The organism is Enterocloster sp. OA13, assembly GCF_022440595.1.
Lineage (GTDB): Bacteria > Bacillota > Clostridia > Lachnospirales > Lachnospiraceae > Enterocloster > Enterocloster hominis.
The window spans coordinates 4,339,500-4,357,197 of sequence record NZ_JAKNTF010000001.1 but is presented as its reverse complement, the minus strand read 5'-3'; the positions used below and the strand labels follow the sequence as shown (position 1 = coordinate 4,357,197).

Sequence of the window (17,698 nt, the reverse complement as noted above, 5' to 3'; positions counted from 1 at the left end):
CATCCCCCTTTCTGTTATAATGATTATAGCCTTTTTGAGGGGGATGGTATAGATGTTGATTGTCATGGATGGGATGACATTTGTCATTATCCCGGACCGGAAATCCGGGAGATGGAGGAATCATAAAAGGCCGGGGCAAGCGAAAACGCCCCGGCCTTTTCCATTTACCTGGTACTGATTATTCAGCAGCCTCGGTTGACTCCTCTACAGGAGCAACGGCAGCATCAGCAGCCTCGGTGGATTCTTCCTCAGAAGCGTCAGCCTCCTTGGATTCCTCAGCATCAGCAGCCTCTTCTGTGGCAGCTTCTGCATCAGCTTCCTCGCTTGTTTCCTCAGCAACAGTGGTCTCTTCTTCAGAAGCCTCTGCTGTGGTGGTTTCCTCTGTAGCAGCTACAGTGGTCTCAACAGTTGTGGTGGTCTCTGCCTTGTTGTCAGAACCGCCACAAGCAGTCAGGCCTGCTGCGATCATTGCTGCTGCCATAACGGCTGTCATGGATTTTGCGATAGATTTCTTCATAATAGTTCTCCTCTCCTCTGAAAACCTCCCGATGAGGTTTTCCATAAAACGTAAATTTCTGGAACGAGATTGATAATAGACTATAATTGTGACCAAATTGTGTCCAAAATATAAAGAAAGTACTATGTTTATTACGGAATTATTAAGAATATGGATGGGGAATTGTCAGTTTTTTATCTGAGAAAGCCCTAAAACAAAGGGGTTAAGTGGAAAAATTATGAACAATTCTTATTTTTCCAATCTGATAAAAGATAACAAAATTTTAACGCACGGTTTCCGGAAATACTGCGGACCAGCTGGCCGGCCGATTGGCGGCGCTGCCACAGATGCATGGATATTCTTCTATTCTTCTGGATATGGATGGCAGCCGGACTGTTTGATATGAGTGTTCCTGAGGTGCAGAACAGGGTTACCATATCAGGGGCAATCGAGATTGGACGGGCGCCCGGGGTGGTGACAATCACATTCAGGGTTCCCAGGGAAAGACTTGCCCGCAAGGGACTTTGGGAACTGGTTTCAGGGCAATATGGTTTATATTGATCCGCAGTTAGCCGGATTGACATGGACTGTTGCGGATGAGCCGGATTTGTGCCTCTGGATTTGTGCCGCCGGATTTGTGCTGGCGCTGTTGATTCAATGTCTTGCTTTTTGTTTCTATATAGGTTATAATCAGCACCAAAAGGCTGTCACGTTAATATGTTAAAACGAAAGGAAGAGGTAAGACCAATGGTTAATGAAGTAATGGATTTTATCACCGGATATGACAAGGAAGTGGGCGAGGCCATCCAGGCCGAATGCGCGCGTCAGAGACGCAACCTGGAACTGATTGCATCTGAGAATATCGTATCAGAGCCGGTCATGATGGCTATGGGTACCGTGCTTACCAATAAGTATGCGGAAGGATATTCAGGAAAGCGCTATTACGGCGGATGCCAGTGCGTGGACGTGGTGGAGACCATGGCCATCGAGCGCGCCAAGAAGCTGTTTGGATGTGATTATGCCAATGTGCAGCCGCATTCAGGCGCCCAGGCCAATATGGCTGTATTCGTGGCCATGTTAAAACCAGGGGACACCGTGATGGGCATGAACCTGGACCACGGCGGCCATCTGACACACGGAAGCCCAGTTAACTTTTCCGGCCTTTACTTCAATATCGTACCTTACGGCGTGGATGATGAGGGATACATCGACTATGACGAATTGGAGAGGATTGCCAAAGAGGCAAAGCCAAAGCTCATTGTCGCAGGCGCCAGCGCATATGCGAGGACCATTGATTTTAAGAGATTCCGTGAGATAGCCGACCAGGTAGGCGCATATCTCATGGTGGATATGGCGCACATTGCAGGACTGGTTGCCGCTGGTGAGCATCCAAGCCCCATCCCTTACGCGGATGTCGTGACCACCACCACCCACAAGACCCTGAGGGGGCCAAGGGGCGGCATGATACTGGCCAACAAGGAGGCTGCTGAGAAGTTTAATTTCAACAAGGCCATATTCCCGGGAACCCAGGGCGGTCCCCTGGAGCATGTAATCGCAGGCAAGGCCATCTGCTTTGGCGAGGCCCTTAAGCCCGAGTTCAAGGAATACCAGCACCAGGTGGTACTGAATGCAAAGGCGCTGGCAGAGGCGCTTCAGAAACAGGGCTTCAAGCTGCTTACAGGCGGCACGGACAACCATCTTATGTTAGTGGACCTGCGGGGCATGGATGTATCCGGCAAGGAACTGCAGAACCGCTGCGACGAGGTATTCATCACACTGAACAAGAACACGGTTCCTAATGACCCCAGAAGCCCGTTTGTGACATCCGGCGTGCGCATCGGAACACCGGCCATCACCACCAGGGGCCTGAAGGAAGAGGATATGCCTAAGATTGCAGAGTGCATCTGGCTGGCAGCCACGGATTTTGAGAACCAGGCTGATTATATCAGGAGCGAGGTCACAAAACTCTGCGACAAGTATCCGATTTACAAATAGGTAAGATTTGCGGAATACACATTTACAGAAACAAAAGGATAAGGGGCTGCGTCTGGAGACTTCAGGCGCAGCCGTTTTGGCAATTAAGATTTTTGTATGTCCGGGGGCAGGCGTATGGAACAATATGAATTGGAAATGGAGAGCGGGCTTAAGCTGTCAAGGCAGGGCGCCCAGTCCATCGTGGAGGAAGTAGGGGCCGTGGTGGGACAGAACATCAACATGATGGACCGCAGGGGGTATGTGATTGCCAGCACGGATGAGACCAGGATCGGCAGTCTGCATGAAGGCGCCAGGAAATTAATCGGGGAACATCTGCCGGAGCTGTATGTGGAGACGGAACACGCTACGTCCACGTCCCGGCCGGGTCTGAACCTGCCCATTACCCATGGCGGGAGCATTGTGGGCGTCATCGGGATCACAGGCCTGTATGGCGAGGTGGTGGGCTATGGTCAGGTTGTGAAGAAGATGGTGGAGATCCTGATACGGGAAAATGCAGAACAGGATGAACGCCGTATGGGCCAGCGGGTCTTAAACCGGTTTTTGGAGGACTGGGTCATTGGCAGCGGCCTGATGCAGCCCAGGATTTTGGAGGAGAGGGGATTTGCCCTTGGCATTGACATTGCGGTACCCAGGCGCGTCATGGTTGCCAGTGCCAGGGAGCTGGAGGAGTATGCATCCACTGCCTCAGGACAGAAACTGCTGGAGCAGGTGGAACGGGAGGCTGCCTCCCTTGCAGGCAGGGGAAGCCTTGTGCTAAGAAGCGGCGGCAGGCAGATCATACTGGTAAAGAAATGCCCGGACCGCCAGATGGAACAACTGGCCGGGCGTATCCGCACAGCGGTTTTTAAAAAGTTCAATATCCGCATGGTGGTGGGGATTGACGGAAGGGCGGAGGACATCCACGTGGCCTATGGACAGGCCAATAAGGCATGGCGCTCCGCGGGCCTGGCAAAAAAAGACATCCTTGCATATGACAGCGTTACCCTGGAACTGTTTACGGAGGACCTGGGGGATGGGGTGAAGGCCGAGTATATACATAAGTTATTCAAGAAATGCGGATATGAGGAACTGTGCCAGTGGATGGGGCTTCTGGAAGCATATTTCGAATCGGAAGGTTCGCTCAAGGCGGCATCGGAAAAACTCCATGTACACAAGAATACGCTGACCTACAGGCTGAAGCGGCTGGAGGAGCTGACCGGATATGATGTGCGGCTTGTGAGCCAGTCAACGGTGTTTTATATGGCAATGCTTTTCTTCAGGGATGTGAAGGACGGGATGGAGGAAGTCTTGTAGAACATAAAAAATGAAAAAGGATTGTTCTGGGGAACATTGACGCCGGGTCCTGGGGCGGCTAAAATAGTAGATAAGGAAACCGTTATGACATACTACTATTTGGGAGGCGGAACATGAAATTTTTATTTGCATCTGATTCATTTAAGGGAACCTTATCATCTGAGCGGATCACGGCCCTGCTGGAGGAATCCGCGGGCCGCATCTTCCCTGGCTGCGAGACAGCCGGGGTACCGGTGGCTGACGGAGGGGAGGGAACCATTGACGCGGTCATCTCGGCCCTGAACGGGACATACCGCAGGCTTGTGGTCCACGGACCTCTGATGGAGGAGTGCGAATCCTTTTACGGGGAATTCGAAGGGGACAGCGCCATCATCGAGATGGCCGCGGCTTCCGGCCTTCCCATGGTTCCTGCCGAGAAGCGCAATCCACTGGACACAACCACCTACGGCACAGGGGAACTGATTAAGGACGCCCTGGACAGGGGATACAGGAAGATATCCATTGCCATTGGGGGAAGCGCCACCAATGACGGCGGTATGGGGGCCATGCGCGCCCTCGGGGTGAAGTTCCTGGATGCCCAGGGCCATGAACTGGAGGGAAGGGGAGAGGACCTTATGAAGGTGGCTGATATCGATGTGAGCGGAATGCATCCAGCCGTGTCCCAAGCCAGGTTCACGGTCATGTGCGATGTGACGAATCCGCTTACAGGGCCGGACGGGGCCACCTATACCTTTGGCAGGCAGAAAGGCGGCACGCCCGAAATCCTTGATATCATGGAAGGCGGCATGATTCAGTATGCTGCTCTGATTAAGGAAAAACTGGGTGTGGATGTGGATAGGATTCCTGGTTCCGGCGCTGCCGGTGGATTGGGAGCAGCCTTCTGCGTGTTCCTGAAGGCCACCCTGAAGTCCGGTATTGACACGGTCCTGGATCTGGTGCATTTTAATGAACTGTTAGAGGGCGTGGACCTGGTGGTGACCGGGGAAGGCAGGATGGACTGGCAGTCCGCCTTTGGCAAGGTGCCCAGCGGAATCGGACAGCGCTGCAAGGAACGCGGGATACCTGTGGTTGCAATTGTGGGCGGCATGGGGCAGAAGGCGGAGACCATCTTTGACTATGGCGTGGACAGTATCATGACTACCATTAATGGCGCCATGGAGCTGGAGGAGGCCCTTGGGCGGTCCGAGGAGCTGTATGTGAGCGCGGCTGACAGGATGTTCCGGATGCTGAAGGCTGGGATGGGGCTTCGGTAAGGGCTGATACTGAATTAACAGAGGACATGTTTGTTGGGGCAGGATATCTTTCCTTTTTGGTTATTTTGTGGAGGGGGAGAATCTGGATTGTATATTAATATAAGAAAAATGGATTAAGGTAAAATGGCTATAAGTCACCAGATATTGGTGCTTATAGCCATTTTTGTATGACAATAGGTTTCGCATAGGGAAACATAAAATTTTTATATTCATTGTTAAAAATCACGAAAATGATTATGGCTATAAGTAAAATAACCTAATATATTGACAAAAATATAAAAATAATGTATAAAATATATAAAAGAATGTATGAACACATTGGATAGAATTAAAAGTCATAATACAATAATGGGAGGAGACAGATGAAGAAACGAGCAAATGTTATCATACAATTTTGTATTGGGGTTTTTCTTTTGATAATTACCCTGTTTCCTATCTTGTGGATGTTGGGCCTTGCCATACGTCCGATGGATGAATTAGTAGGAAAGATATCCCTATTTCCCAAGCAGATTACATTGGAACATTTTTCTAATTTATTCATTAAGAAGAATTTTGGGATTGCATTAAAAAACAGTGCGGTTACTACTTTGATTTCCCTTTGCATTTCATTGGCATGCGGACTGACCTGTGCTTATATCCTGGCAAGGTCCAGGTTTAAGATAAAGACAAAAAGGTTGATGACATATTGGATTCTCCTGGTCCGAGTACTTCCACCGATATCATTTGCAATCCCTCTGTATATTTTGTTTTCTAAGACAAAGATGCTGACCTCTTTAATGCCGGTTATAAGTGCATGTGTTTTTATCAACATACCATTAACCGTATGGTTTATTATCAGCTTTTTTCAGGATCTTTCAGTAGAAATTGAAGAGAGTGCCCAGATAGATGGCGCAACAGAATGGCAGCTTTTCAGAAAGGTGGTATTACCTTTGGTGTTGCCTGGTATTGCGGCTATCTCAATGTTATCGTTCATATACGCCTGGAATGAGTATACATATTCAGTAATCTTTATTCAAAGGTCAAAAGAATATACGGTACCGATTGCGTTATCCATTCTCAACACAGAAGATAATGTCACGCAGTTTGGACTGGTTGCTGCGGGGGGCATCGTATCATTACTGCCGATGGCGGTATTTATAACTTTTGCTCAAAAGTATCTGATATCTGGTCTAAGCAGCGGAGCTGTAAAAGAATAGGAAGGGGGGATGGCAGGAGCATGTAAGGAGCTTAAGTTACTATTGTGGATTTTTACTGTATTAAAACAAAAGAAGGGAGTTACAAATGTTGATTATGAGAAAGAGATTAGCAGCTATGGCAATTGTGGGGACAATGCTGGCAACTGGAATCATGACAGGATGTGCATCTGGCAAAGCTCCAAAGGAAGAGAGGAAATCTACAGAACAGGCAGCAGGCCAATCGGTGGATGCAGGTACACAGGAGGGAGAAAAAGCGAAACTCACCCTTGTGCTAAGAGCCGGTTCCTATACAGATGTTATGAAAAACCTTGCACCTGCGTTTGCAGAAGAACATGATTGTGAATTTGAATTCCTTGATTTGGGATTTACAGATATGTACCAGAAGATTGCGCTGGATTCCCAGAATAGTGAAGGAACATATGATGTTCTTATGATTGATGGAAGCTGGTTGTCAGAGTTTCTTGAAAATGGAACAATCGTCAATATGAGTGAGATGGGCTATAGCCTGGATCCGGATTTTATTGAGTTGGCCACCAAGGGCGGATTAGACGATGGCGGGAATGTATATGGTGTTCCATTTTATGGAAATGTTATGGTCCAGTTCTATAATAAGCAGGTATTAAAGGATTTAGGTTATGAGAAAACACCTGATACCTGGGAAGGCATCCTGGAAGTGGCAAAAAAGGCAAAGGAGTCTGGAAAGGAAGGATATCTATTGAGGGCCCAGGCTGGAGAGAATATCCTGACCGATATTTATCCGATTCTTCTTGCACATGGGGGGCAGGTGCTGGATGAAAATAACAATGTGACCATAAATACTCCTGAGTTTAAGAAGGCTCTGGAATTTTATATGACCCTTAAGGAATACGGAACCATCATGGATAAGGATGATATTGTGGCGTCCGTACAGTCTGGAAACGGTGCAATGAGTCTTGACTGGCCAGGTTGGTATACACCATTAGAAAATGATACAAGTGCTTTCAATATGATTCCTAAAAAAGTAGGGGAAAATGATCCTGAATATCCATCCAGCATATATGGATTGTGGTATCTTGGCATTCCGGAAAATTCGCAGAATAGGGAATTGGCTTTGGAGTTTATCAAATACATAACAGATGCCGGGCAGCAGATGGATTCCGTACAGTATGGGGGTGTCCCTACCAGGACCAGTGTATACGAAAATCCGGATATCATAGCACAAAGCCCTAATCTGGAGTATGTATACCAGGCACTGAAAGAGGCTGTTTACAGGCCAAGGATTAGACAGTGGACAGAGATTACGGTGACATTGGGGACAGAGCTTGACAATGCGGTCCAGGGGGCTAAATCTGTAGATGATGCACTTAAGGATGCACAGACTGCCTGTGAACAGATTATGGATAATTAACAAAGAGGGAGAAGTATGCTGGAGAAAAAAAGCATTTCACGAAAAACGTTTGCCATATTGATGGAATCACCTACATTCGTCATCTTGACAGTTCTGAGTATATATCCGTTAGTATACACACTGTGCTATTCTCTGACTAACTTTTATTATATCTCAAAGGATAGAATGAGTTTTATAGGTTTAAAAAATTATGCTGACTTGGCCAGGAATCCGTATTTTATCCGGGCAGTCATTAATACCATAAAATTCACCGTGGCGTGTACGCTTCTGGAAACAGCGGCAGGCATCGGTGTGGCAGTGTATGTAAATGGTCTGAGGCATTTTAAGAAAACCATGCGGACCATCCTATTGCTTCCTAATCTTCTCCCGCCAGTCACTGCAGCACTTATATGGAAAATCATGCTGTCCAATAATTATGGAATCATAAATGAGTTCCTCAGATTCATGCATATCCCTGTGTTTAACTGGTTCTTTGATACACGGACAGCAATGCCCATCATCATTCTGATTGACGTATGGCAGTGTATGCCATTTGTGTTTCTTCTGATTTATGCTTCCTTACAGACCGTGCCGCAGACACTTTACGAAGCGGCAAAAATAGATGGTGCGAATGGATGGCATGAATTCCGTTATATTACGATGCCTTGTATCAGTGGTGCGGTTGTACTGTGCCTTCTGCTTAGAACCATTGATTCCTTTAGGATGTTTGATAAGATTAATATCCTTACCGGAGGAGGACCTGCTAATACAACGGCAACAATCACACAATTTATTTACACCTATGGCATTAAAAGCCTGAAGTTTGGTTATGGTTCTGCTGGAGCAGTGGTAATGGCGGCGATTGTGCTTCTGCTCTCAGTGCAATATATTAAAAAATCCATGAAGTGAGGAAAAGAAAATGACAAATGAAGAACGGTTAAAAGTTTTTGAGGAAGTAGACCCTGGGTGCATTACAGATGCGCTTATCTGTTTTAAGATTGGGGCATGGATGCAGGGAATCTTTCCGGTCAGTAAGAAAGCAAAAATATATGGACGTGCGGTTACTGCAAGGTTTGAAACGGTATCCGACCCAGAGGAAATACTGACGCCTTATGAAATAATAGAAATGGGGGAGCCGGGTGATGTCCTGGTATGGAATGTAGATATGGATGCCAACATCATGGGAGAAAATATTTTTCATTTCATAAAGGGTCATGGACTTAATGGGATTGTGCTTGAGGGGAAGATAAGGGATATTAATGAGATAGAAGAAATTGGAGGGTGCGTTTTTTCAAAGGGGCCGGCAGCCTATTCTGCACCAGTCAACTTCAGGCCTACAAAGAAGACGGTTAATGTTCCTGTAACCGTAGGAGGCGCTGTGGTCAGACCTGGGGATTATATCTGCGGGGATGCCAATGGCGTTATGGTGGTGCCGTGGGAGTATGCAGATATTGTGTTGGAACAGGCCAGACTTAACATGGTATGGGAAAAGGAGCTGGAGGAAGCCATAAAAGCAGGCTATAATTCGGAACAGATGAGGGAGGTATATGGGCATCTTAAGAAAATAGATATTAACAGAAACCAGATTATAAAGTAAAATAGAGAGGGGCGGATTAAAAGATGACCGAACAGGAAAGGTTAGGGATCTTTCGTGAAATTGAAACAGGAGCAGTGACGGATGCTATGGTTCAGCATCAGGTTGGATGCTGGATGAAAGGGGTTTATCCTACAAAACCAGGTATGAGGATTTTTGGCAGGGCCAGGACAGCGCAGTTTACATATGTGGTTCCGCCGGATAAGGAGATGAACCAGTTTGAGATAATTGAAAGGTGCAGGCCAGGTGAGGTGATGGTGTGGAATGTTCCATCCGATGCAAACATATGTGGTGAGAATATCATGCATTTTCTGGGAAATCATCAGCTCAATGGACTGATTATTGATGGATACACCAGAGATGTTGAAACGATTAAGGAAATGGGAATCCCTCAATTTACAAAGGGAGCTGCCATAATGCCGGCTCCAAGAAACTGCAGGGTGGTAGAACGTGACCTGGATGTTCCTGTGACTTGCGGCGGGGTGGTGGTATCATCAGGAGATTATGTGTTTGGGGACAGTGACGGTGTACTTGTGGTTTCGGAAAAAGATATAGATCTTGTTTTAAATCAGGCCCTGCTCAATATGGAGTATGAAAAGAGGATGGAAGCTGCGATTGACGATGAAGCGGATTCGGCAATGATTTCTGAAGTTTTTAAGACTAAAGCATTATATAAAGGATAAGATACTTCCTGGAATCCTTTTCCGGGAGGGGGAGGAGAAACATCATAATGGAAGAAAAATCTTCAACTGTTCAAAAAACCACGGATTATCTGATGGATTATATCCGGTCAGATAAAAGCCGGATTGGAGAGAAGCTTTTTACGGAAAAACGCCTGTGCGAAGAACTTTCTGTAGGCAGAGGGACGGTCAGGGAGGCGCTTCGGGTATTGGAAGCCCAGGGGCTGATTGAAATCCAGCATGGAAAAGGCGCCTATATTATCAGGAAAGATGCGGAAGAACAGGATGAACTGGTAAATTGGTTCTCTAGAAATAAAGTTAAGCTTAAGGAGTTTATGGAAGTCCGTCAGGCAATTGAACCGCTGGCAATCAAACTGGCTGTTGAACGTGGGACAGATGAAGAGATTCATGAACTGGAAAAGATTCATCATAGGTATTTGGATGGTGTAAAAAGGAAAGACAGTGTTACCATGGCAGAGTGCGATGAACAATTTCATTCACGGATTGTAAAGATGGCAAAAAATAAAATGCTTCAATTCATGAATGACAGGATAAATGAGAAGATATCGGTCTTCCGTCTGAAGACGTTCCGGATTGAACATAATGCATATAATGCCATTAAGGCTCATGAGGATATCCTGCACGCAATAAAAGAAAGGGATGCCCAGATAGGCGAGATTTTTGTGTTGAGACACCTGGCGCTTATTGATGTCGATATGGAGAATATAATGCTGTAGTAACATGGCTTTCCGTCATAGGGAGAGGAAATGCTATGGATGAGGTGAAAAATCTGAAGCTATTATGTAATAGGGTCAGGAAAGATATTATCAGTATGATTGCAGAGGCGTCCAGCGGACATCCGGGAGGGTCCTTATCGGCTGTGGAATTGATGGTTGGCATTTATCATGTGATGCGTGTTGACCCAAAAAATCCGGATGACCCTATGCGCGACAGGTTTGTATTAAGTAAAGGACATGCAGCCCCTTGTTATTATGCAATTCTTGGAGAAAAAGGATTTTTTGATGTAAAGGAGTTCGGAAATTTCAGACAGATACATAGTATGCTTCAGGGGCATCCCGATGCAAGGAAGGTTCCTGGTGTGGACGCATCCACAGGTTCACTGGGACAGGGGATATCCATTGCAGTAGGTATGGCATTGGGGGCTAAAAAGGCTGGGCAGGATATTAAAGTATACACAATGCTTGGAGATGGTGAAATACAGGAAGGCCTGGTATGGGAAGCATGTATGGCGGCAGCCAAATATCATTTAGATAACCTGACAATTGTGATTGACAATAACGGACTGCAGATTGATGGACAGAATGATGAAGTAATGCCTCTTGGTGATTTACATCGCAAAATGGAAAGCTTTGGACTCAATGTAATAGAACTTCCGGATGGAAATGATATAGAGCAGGTGGTGGGAAGCCTATATCTTAAGACTATCACTGGAAAACCAAAATGTATTATTGCGCATACAACCAAAGGCAAAGGTGTATCGTTCATGGAAAATCAGGTTGGATGGCATGGTAAGGCGCCCAATGCTGAAGAAACAAAGCTGGCTTTGGAAGAGTTGTCTAAGGAGGTGGTATGATGCATGAAATGATTTCAACAAGGGTAGCTTATGGTGAAGCTTTGGCCGCTTTAGGGGAGAAAAATGAGAAAGTTGTTGTATTGGATGCGGATTTAGCACATGCAACCATGACTGCAACCTTTGAAAGGAAGTTTCCGGAGCGTTTTTTCAATGCAGGTATTGCGGAGGCAAATATGATGGACATGGGAGCCGGGCTGTCTACGATGGGGTATATCCCTTTCTGCAGTACATTTGCAATCTTTGGGGCAGGGCGGGCATTTGAACAGGTGAGAAACGGAATTGCCTATCCGGGACTTAATGTAAAATTGGGGATGACACATGCAGGTATCACATTGGGTGAGGATGGGGGAAGCCATGAGTCTATCGAAGATATCGCCTTAATGAGGGTGATTCCGGGTATGACTATCCTATCACCCTGTGATGCAAAGGAGACACGCAAGGCTGTTGAGGCTGCTGCTCAAATCGAGGGGCCTGTATATCTCAGGCTTGCCAGGCTGCCCAGCCGGGTTTTTGATGAAAGTCCCTTTGAGGTGGGAAAAGCGAATGTGTTACGGGATGGAACTGATATGGCCATTTTTACTACAGGGGTCATATTGTCAAACGTACTGGATGCAGTGGATGCTTTGGAGCAGGATGGGTATTCAATTGCAGTCATTAATATACATACAATAAAACCGATTGACAGAGAATGCATTGAGCATTATGCTTGTAAATGTCCAAGGCTTGTTACGGTAGAGGAACACAGTATCATCGGAGGATTGGGCGATGCTGTCATGGATGTGGTGGAAGGCCGCAGGAAAGTGGTTAAAATCGGTATTCTTGACAGGTTTGGCCAGTCCGGTAAGCCAGAAGCCCTGTTGGAAGAGTATGGGTTAAGCATAGGCAGGATTAAGGAACGTTTGCAAGAAGAAATCAAGTGAGAGGTAAAATATGAGAATAGCGCTTATCAATGAAAACAGTCAGGCAGCGAAAAACGAAGTGATTTATAACGCATTAAAGAAGGTGGCTGACCATTATGGTTATGAAGTGGACAACTATGGCATGTATACAGCGGATGACCGGGTACAGTTGACCTATGTTCAGGCAGGCATCCTGACAGCAGCCCTTCTTAACAGCGGTGCGGCTGATTACGTGATTACCGGCTGCGGAACAGGCGAAGGGGCCATGCTGGCCTGTAATTCCTTTCCTGGAGTTATCTGTGGACATGTGGAAGATGCGCTGGATGCATATACATTTGCTCAGATTAATGATGGAAATGCCATTGCCCTTCCTTTCGCAAAAGGGTTTGGCTGGGGCGGAGACCTGAATTTGGAATATATTTTTGAGAAATTATTCTGTGAGCCATCCGGACAAGGATATCCAAGGGAGAGGGCAGTGCCGGAACAGAGGAACAAAAAGATTCTGGATGAGGTAAGGAAAGTTACATTTAAGGAAAATCTGGTGGAAATCTTCAATGGACTAGATTCGGAGCTTGTGAAAGGGGCCTTTTCCGGAGAGAAATTCCCGGAGCTCTTCTTTGGACAGTGCAAAGATGAGGAACTGGCTATGTATATCAGAGGAATTCTGGCATAGTATGGAAGTTTAGGATAAATAACCTCAGATGGTTGGTTCATGCTGAATACCAACCATCTGAGGTTATTTTTTACATTATGGATACTGTAAGACCCGATTACATCTGCTTAAAGACAGACCCTTCCTTCATCACAAAACCAACCTGTGACAGACAGGATACGTCCTCCAGGGGATTGCCGTTTACAGCGATGATATCCGCATCCATGCCGGTGGACAGGTGCCCAAGCCTATGTCCAAGACCACAGACATCGGCGGCATGGGAAGTAACTCCCTGCAGGGCTGTCACCGTATCAGAGCCCAGTTTCACTGCATACTCCACTTCACGGTAAAGATAGCCATGGTAGGCATCCGTGCCAAGGACAAAGGGAAGCCCGGCGCGGATGATGCGGGTAATATTTTCCCGTACGCGTGGGCGGTTGCGCCGGATTTTTTCTGCATTGGCAGGGGACAGGAATGACTCGCGGCTGGAATCCAGGAAAATACCGGAGGTCAGATCCACTATACAGTCAGAGGCAGCCAGCCATTCCACATCCTGTTCCGTGGCCATATACATATGCTCAATCACCTTCACCCCTCCGTCAATACAGTCTTTAAGACCCTGCCCGCCAATACAGTGTGCGGCCACAGGAACCCCCAGCCGTGCGCCTTCGCTGACGGCCATGGATATTTCCTCCAGGCTTAAGAAACTGGGGACAAAGGATGAGTCAGGGTCAGGGACGCCTGGGGTTACAAAAAGTTTCAGCAGGTCAACACCCTTTTTCAGGTTCTGGCGGCAGGTATTCCTGATTTCTTCTGTTCCACAGTGAGGGCTTCCGATGTACCCCGCGCCATGGCTGCCTTTCATGCCGATGCCTGCGGTCAGGAGCCTGGGGCCGATGACCTTGCCGTCCTCAATCAGTTTTTTCATGATTACATCAATATAATACTTATCGCCCATACATCTGGCCGTGGTGACACCGCTTATCAGGTCTTCCTTAAGCCCTTTGAGGGCCAGAATGGTAAGCTGGCATTCGCTGCTCCATGCCAGCAGTTCCAGATGTTCAGGCAGTGTGGCATCGATACAGAGATGGTTATGGCACTCTATCATGCCCGGCATCAGGGTCTGGCCGGGGAAGGACAGTTCACGGGCATCTGCAATGTGGCAATCTGCCAGGCTGTACTGAGGCAGTATGTCCTGGATGCGGCCATTTTCAATTATCAGTAATCCTTTTTCCATGGGGGCCAGTTCCCTGCCCTGCAGGATTAAATCAGCTTTTAATACGATGCGTTCCATTTGTATTCATTACCTCCATCTGTCATTGTCCCAAACATGTTTTAAGGCTGCCGGGAAACGCTGGCGCCTGTTTCCGCTGACAGAGGGCCTGCGTCCGCTGGCAGGGGGTTGGAATCCACTGACATAGCGCCTGATTCCATGACCGGGACCGCCTCTATGATACCATGGGATTCATTCCATCTTTTGGAGGCCTTGGCCAGCCAGGATACCATCAGAGGGCAGAGTACGGCAGTGATGACTACTGCAGCGGCTGTCTGGGCAGTAGCTGTCTCTACCTGGGGCTGGAAGGAGGGGTCTGCCATAGCCACGGCAGTGGGCGTGGTGGTGGCTACGCCGGCCGTGGTTCCGATGGCCGCACCCATGGGGTCTGCCTTCCTGCGCAGTGCGCTGTAGAGGAAAAAGGAAAGCAGGCCGGTGGCCAGGACTGTTAACAAGCCCAGCACAATGCCGGAGATGCCTGCGCTTAAGATGTTACCGAAATTCATACCTGCTCCAAGGGCAAAACCATTAAAGGGAGGAAGGAGGATCATACCAGTGGCCAGTATTTTTCTCCATTCATGGTCCAGGTTGCCGATGATGAATCCGATTACCATGGGAATGATGCTTGCTATGATGTCCGTGACCGGGAAATTACCCATTCCGGCCGCACCCAGTGCAATCATGGTGAAGAACGGACCGTCATTAAGCGCCAGGATGGAGGTGGCCCCCACATCTGTCTCATCGCCATATTCCCCGGCCAGTGTCGCGTAGATAACGCCATTGGAGTTGGTTACGGCACCGATGACGGCCAGAGGCGCCAGGCCGAGAAAACCAGCTTCCCCAAACAAGGCATTTAATAAAAGCCCTAAACCAAAGCCGATGAAAAATTTAAGTGCAGTGAGTACAACACCCTTCCATACAGTGGCACCGGCCATCTTCACATCAATGGTAGCGCCGCTGCAGAACAGGAACAGGCCGATTAAAGTAGGCACGCCGTTCTTGAACAGGCCCGTGGTGAATCCTCCAATGGCAAGGGCGTCCGGAAAAAACGTATTCATGGTACATCCAAGCAGCAGGGGGATTACCATAACACCTGCGGGAAAACGTTTCATAGTTGCCAGTAATCTCATGATCGAATCTCCTTTGATTTTTTTTCGGATCATTGCAATGTTTCCTGCCAGAATATAAAAGCAATCCCCATGCCAAATAGGGGGATGGAAAAAAGCAATCCTGTTTTTTGTAACAAATACATGAAAATGAATAGGAAGAATCAGTAAGTATGCATAAAGAAACCGGCCTGATAAAAGAGATGGCACAAAAATGCAAATCCAGCATGATTGCATTTTTACAATATTCGCAACTTCTTAATTCCATTATTGCAATCCGTAAGATAGAATAAATGAAAATGCCAGGAGGAGTGTTATGGTTAAACTTGTATTTTTTGCACCATATCCCAACATACTGCCGGTGATACAGCGGGTCATCAGTGAGCGGCCGGAATCAAAGGACATCCGGTACCAGGTGGTGCAGGATTATTACAATAATAAGCTGGAGCATGTGGATGGGGATGTAATCATTGCCAGGGGATTCACTGCCCATACCCTGAAACGGAGGAAGATTCCATGTGTTGAACTTAAAACCACCGGCTATGATGTGCTGGCTGCGGTTAAGATGTGCCTGAATCAGTGGGATGTTAAGAGGATTGCAGTGGTGGGCGCCTTTAACATGGTCTATGGGGCGGAGCAGGTGAACCAGGTATACCCGGGCCTGAGGGTAAGCTGCTATGCGGAAGACGATGAGATAATGCTTAAGACCGCTGTCCTGCGGGCAAAGGAGGACGGAAACCAGGTCATCGTTGGGGGATATTCAACGGTAGGGATTGCAAAGCAGTGTGATGTCCCGGCTGTCATGATACGTTCTGGCAGGGAGGCGGTGAACCAGGCCATCACGGAGGCCCTGGCATTGGCTGCCGTTACGGTGTATGAGCGGGAGAAGCGGGATGAGATAGCCAGTATCATGAACTATTCCTTTCAGGGAATCATTTCGGTAAACAGGAAAGGAATCATCACCCTTGCCAACAGCTGCTGCTATTCCTATATGAAAGAACGCAAGGAGCCTTTGGCAGGAACTGATATAAGGGAGGTATTTCCCGGCATCAGGATTGAGGAGGTCATACATCAAAAGAAGAAGATACTCTCGGAAGTCTGTGACTGTTCAAGCCGCCCGGTCATGGTGAACTGCGTTCCTGTTTCAGGCGAGTCCCAGGATTTTGGGGCGGTCATCACCTTCCAGGGGACGGAACAGATCCAGGCGGAGGAAGGGAAGCTGCGAAAACGGATATATTCCACGGGATTTACGGCTAAGTATGATTTTACACAAATCTTATATAAAAGCCCTGTGATGGGGAACCTGATTAAAACCGCTGAAAAATACAGCTATGCTGATTCCAATATCCTGATCCACGGGGAGACAGGCACCGGAAAGGAGCTGTTTGCACAGAGCATCCACAACTCCAGCCCCAGGCGCAAGAACCCCTTTGTGGCCATTAACTGTGCAGCCCTTCCCGAGAATCTGCTGGAGAGTGAACTGTTCGGCTATGTGGAAGGTGCATTTACCGGGGCGGCCAGGGGCGGGAAGATGGGGTTTTTCGAGATTGCACACAGGGGGACTATTTTCCTGGATGAAATCGGTGATATTTCCCCAAAGCTTCAGAGCCGCCTTTTGCGGGTGCTTCAGGAAAGGGAAATCATACGTCTGGGGAATGACACGGTGATTCCCATTGATGTAAGGGTCATCTGTGCCACCAACAGGAATTTAAGACAGGAGGTGGAACGGGGGAATTTCCGCAGGGACCTTTTGTACCGTCTGGATGTGCTGGAGCTTAATATACCTCCTCTAAGGGAGCGAAGACAGGACATACCCTATCTGGTCAGGAAGATGACGGGATTTGAGCATGAGCGGACCGGATGTGTGCTGGAGAGGATATCGGAAGAGGGAATGGAATTGCTTAAGCGTCATGACTGGCCGGGAAATGTACGCGAGATACGCAATTTCTGCGAGCGCATCTGCATTCTCTGTGAGCGGCCTGTGGCAGGGGCCGGGGAGGTAAGGCAGGCGCTTCCCGGCATACCTGGGGATGAGGACGGGGCAGGCGGGAAGCAGAAGGATACCGGCCTTAAGGTTGCGGAGCGCCAGGCCTTGGTTGAGGCACTGGAGCGGTTTGACCATAACCGTACCAGGACAGCGGCCTATCTCAAGATTGATAAAAGCACCCTGTGGAGGAAAATGAAGAAGTACAATCTGCTGGATGAAACAAAATTAAACAAAAAAACAGAATGAAACATTTTAGAAACAAAAATATAGGCTGAAACATTAAAACAAAAAAAGTAACATATGTGTTCTGGTTT

17 protein-coding genes are annotated in these 17,698 nt (G+C 47.7%); 14 read left to right on the top strand and 3 right to left on the bottom strand.

The annotated features are described in order from the left end of the window. Window positions 1-178: 178 nt before the first annotated feature. Window positions 179-517, bottom strand: coding sequence for a hypothetical protein (locus MCJ35_RS19265; protein WP_025485805.1), 339 nt, complete (start codon window positions 515-517; stop codon window positions 179-181). A 330-nt stretch (window positions 518-847) separates the two neighbouring features. On the opposite strand from MCJ35_RS19265, the gene MCJ35_RS19260 reads away from it, so the two are divergent. From MCJ35_RS19260 to MCJ35_RS19200, 13 genes are all read left to right on the top strand, one after another. After that, window positions 848-1,057 carry a hypothetical protein gene (locus MCJ35_RS19260; protein WP_025485806.1) on the top strand — a complete coding sequence of 70 codons (210 nt, stop codon included), beginning with the start codon at window positions 848-850 and terminating at the stop codon, window positions 1,055-1,057. A gap of 186 nt (window positions 1,058-1,243) precedes the next feature. Further along, window positions 1,244-2,491 carry a serine hydroxymethyltransferase gene (gene glyA / locus MCJ35_RS19255; RefSeq protein WP_008719357.1) on the top strand — a complete coding sequence of 416 codons (1,248 nt, stop codon included), beginning with the start codon at window positions 1,244-1,246 and terminating at the stop codon, window positions 2,489-2,491. Between the two features lie 114 nt (window positions 2,492-2,605). Beyond that, complete coding sequence (locus tag MCJ35_RS19250) at window positions 2,606-3,784, top strand: CdaR family transcriptional regulator (protein WP_025485807.1); 1,179 nt, start codon at window positions 2,606-2,608, stop codon at window positions 3,782-3,784. Window positions 3,785-3,897: 113 nt separating this feature from the next. After that, the gene (locus MCJ35_RS19245; protein ID WP_008719354.1) at window positions 3,898-5,037 is read left to right on the top strand and encodes a glycerate kinase family protein; all 1,140 of its coding nucleotides are present in this window, start codon (window positions 3,898-3,900) and stop codon (window positions 5,035-5,037) included. A 362-nt stretch (window positions 5,038-5,399) separates the two neighbouring features. After that, complete coding sequence (locus MCJ35_RS19240) at window positions 5,400-6,233, top strand: carbohydrate ABC transporter permease (protein WP_025485808.1); 834 nt, start codon at window positions 5,400-5,402, stop codon at window positions 6,231-6,233. Window positions 6,234-6,327: 94 nt separating this feature from the next. After that, window positions 6,328-7,620: an extracellular solute-binding protein gene (locus tag MCJ35_RS19235; protein WP_162158541.1), complete on the top strand. Its 1,293-nt coding sequence runs from the start codon at window positions 6,328-6,330 to the stop codon at window positions 7,618-7,620. Window positions 7,621-7,785: 165 nt separating this feature from the next. Next, a complete protein-coding gene (locus MCJ35_RS19230; RefSeq protein WP_240299618.1) occupies window positions 7,786-8,508 on the top strand; it encodes a carbohydrate ABC transporter permease in 723 nt (240 codons plus the stop codon). 10 nt (window positions 8,509-8,518) lie between these two features. Continuing rightward, entirely contained in the window at window positions 8,519-9,196 is a 678-nt protein-coding gene (locus tag MCJ35_RS19225) for an RraA family protein (protein ID WP_025485812.1), read from the top strand. Between the two features lie 23 nt (window positions 9,197-9,219). After that, window positions 9,220-9,876: an RraA family protein gene (locus tag MCJ35_RS19220; protein WP_025485813.1), complete on the top strand. Its 657-nt coding sequence runs from the start codon at window positions 9,220-9,222 to the stop codon at window positions 9,874-9,876. Between the two features lie 47 nt (window positions 9,877-9,923). Then, window positions 9,924-10,610 carry a FadR/GntR family transcriptional regulator gene (locus tag MCJ35_RS19215; protein ID WP_025485814.1) on the top strand — a complete coding sequence of 229 codons (687 nt, stop codon included), beginning with the start codon at window positions 9,924-9,926 and terminating at the stop codon, window positions 10,608-10,610. Window positions 10,611-10,645: 35 nt separating this feature from the next. Beyond that, window positions 10,646-11,467 (top strand): transketolase, encoded by an 822-nt coding sequence (locus MCJ35_RS19210; protein ID WP_025485816.1) that lies wholly within the window; start codon window positions 10,646-10,648, stop codon window positions 11,465-11,467. Then, window positions 11,467-12,387, top strand: a complete 921-nt coding sequence (locus MCJ35_RS19205; protein ID WP_025485818.1) for a transketolase family protein — start codon at window positions 11,467-11,469, stop codon at window positions 12,385-12,387. The genes MCJ35_RS19210 and MCJ35_RS19205 overlap by 1 nt, the downstream gene beginning before the upstream one ends. Window positions 12,388-12,397: 10 nt before the next feature. After that, a complete protein-coding gene (locus tag MCJ35_RS19200; RefSeq protein ID WP_025485820.1) occupies window positions 12,398-13,039 on the top strand; it encodes an RpiB/LacA/LacB family sugar-phosphate isomerase in 642 nt (213 codons plus the stop codon). Window positions 13,040-13,136: 97 nt separating this feature from the next. Here MCJ35_RS19200 and MCJ35_RS19195 read toward each other — a convergent pair whose 3' ends face one another. Further along, window positions 13,137-14,312 carry an amidohydrolase family protein gene (locus MCJ35_RS19195; protein ID WP_025485822.1) on the bottom strand — a complete coding sequence of 392 codons (1,176 nt, stop codon included), beginning with the start codon at window positions 14,310-14,312 and terminating at the stop codon, window positions 13,137-13,139. Window positions 14,313-14,353: 41 nt separating this feature from the next. Next, window positions 14,354-15,421, bottom strand: a complete 1,068-nt coding sequence (locus MCJ35_RS19190; protein ID WP_025485824.1) for a 2-keto-3-deoxygluconate permease — start codon at window positions 15,419-15,421, stop codon at window positions 14,354-14,356. Between the two features lie 292 nt (window positions 15,422-15,713). Here MCJ35_RS19190 and MCJ35_RS19185 point away from each other — a divergent pair, with 292 nt between their 5' ends. Beyond that, window positions 15,714-17,630, top strand: coding sequence for a sigma 54-interacting transcriptional regulator (locus MCJ35_RS19185; RefSeq protein ID WP_025485826.1), 1,917 nt, complete (start codon window positions 15,714-15,716; stop codon window positions 17,628-17,630). The last annotated feature ends 68 nt before the right edge of the window (window positions 17,631-17,698 follow it).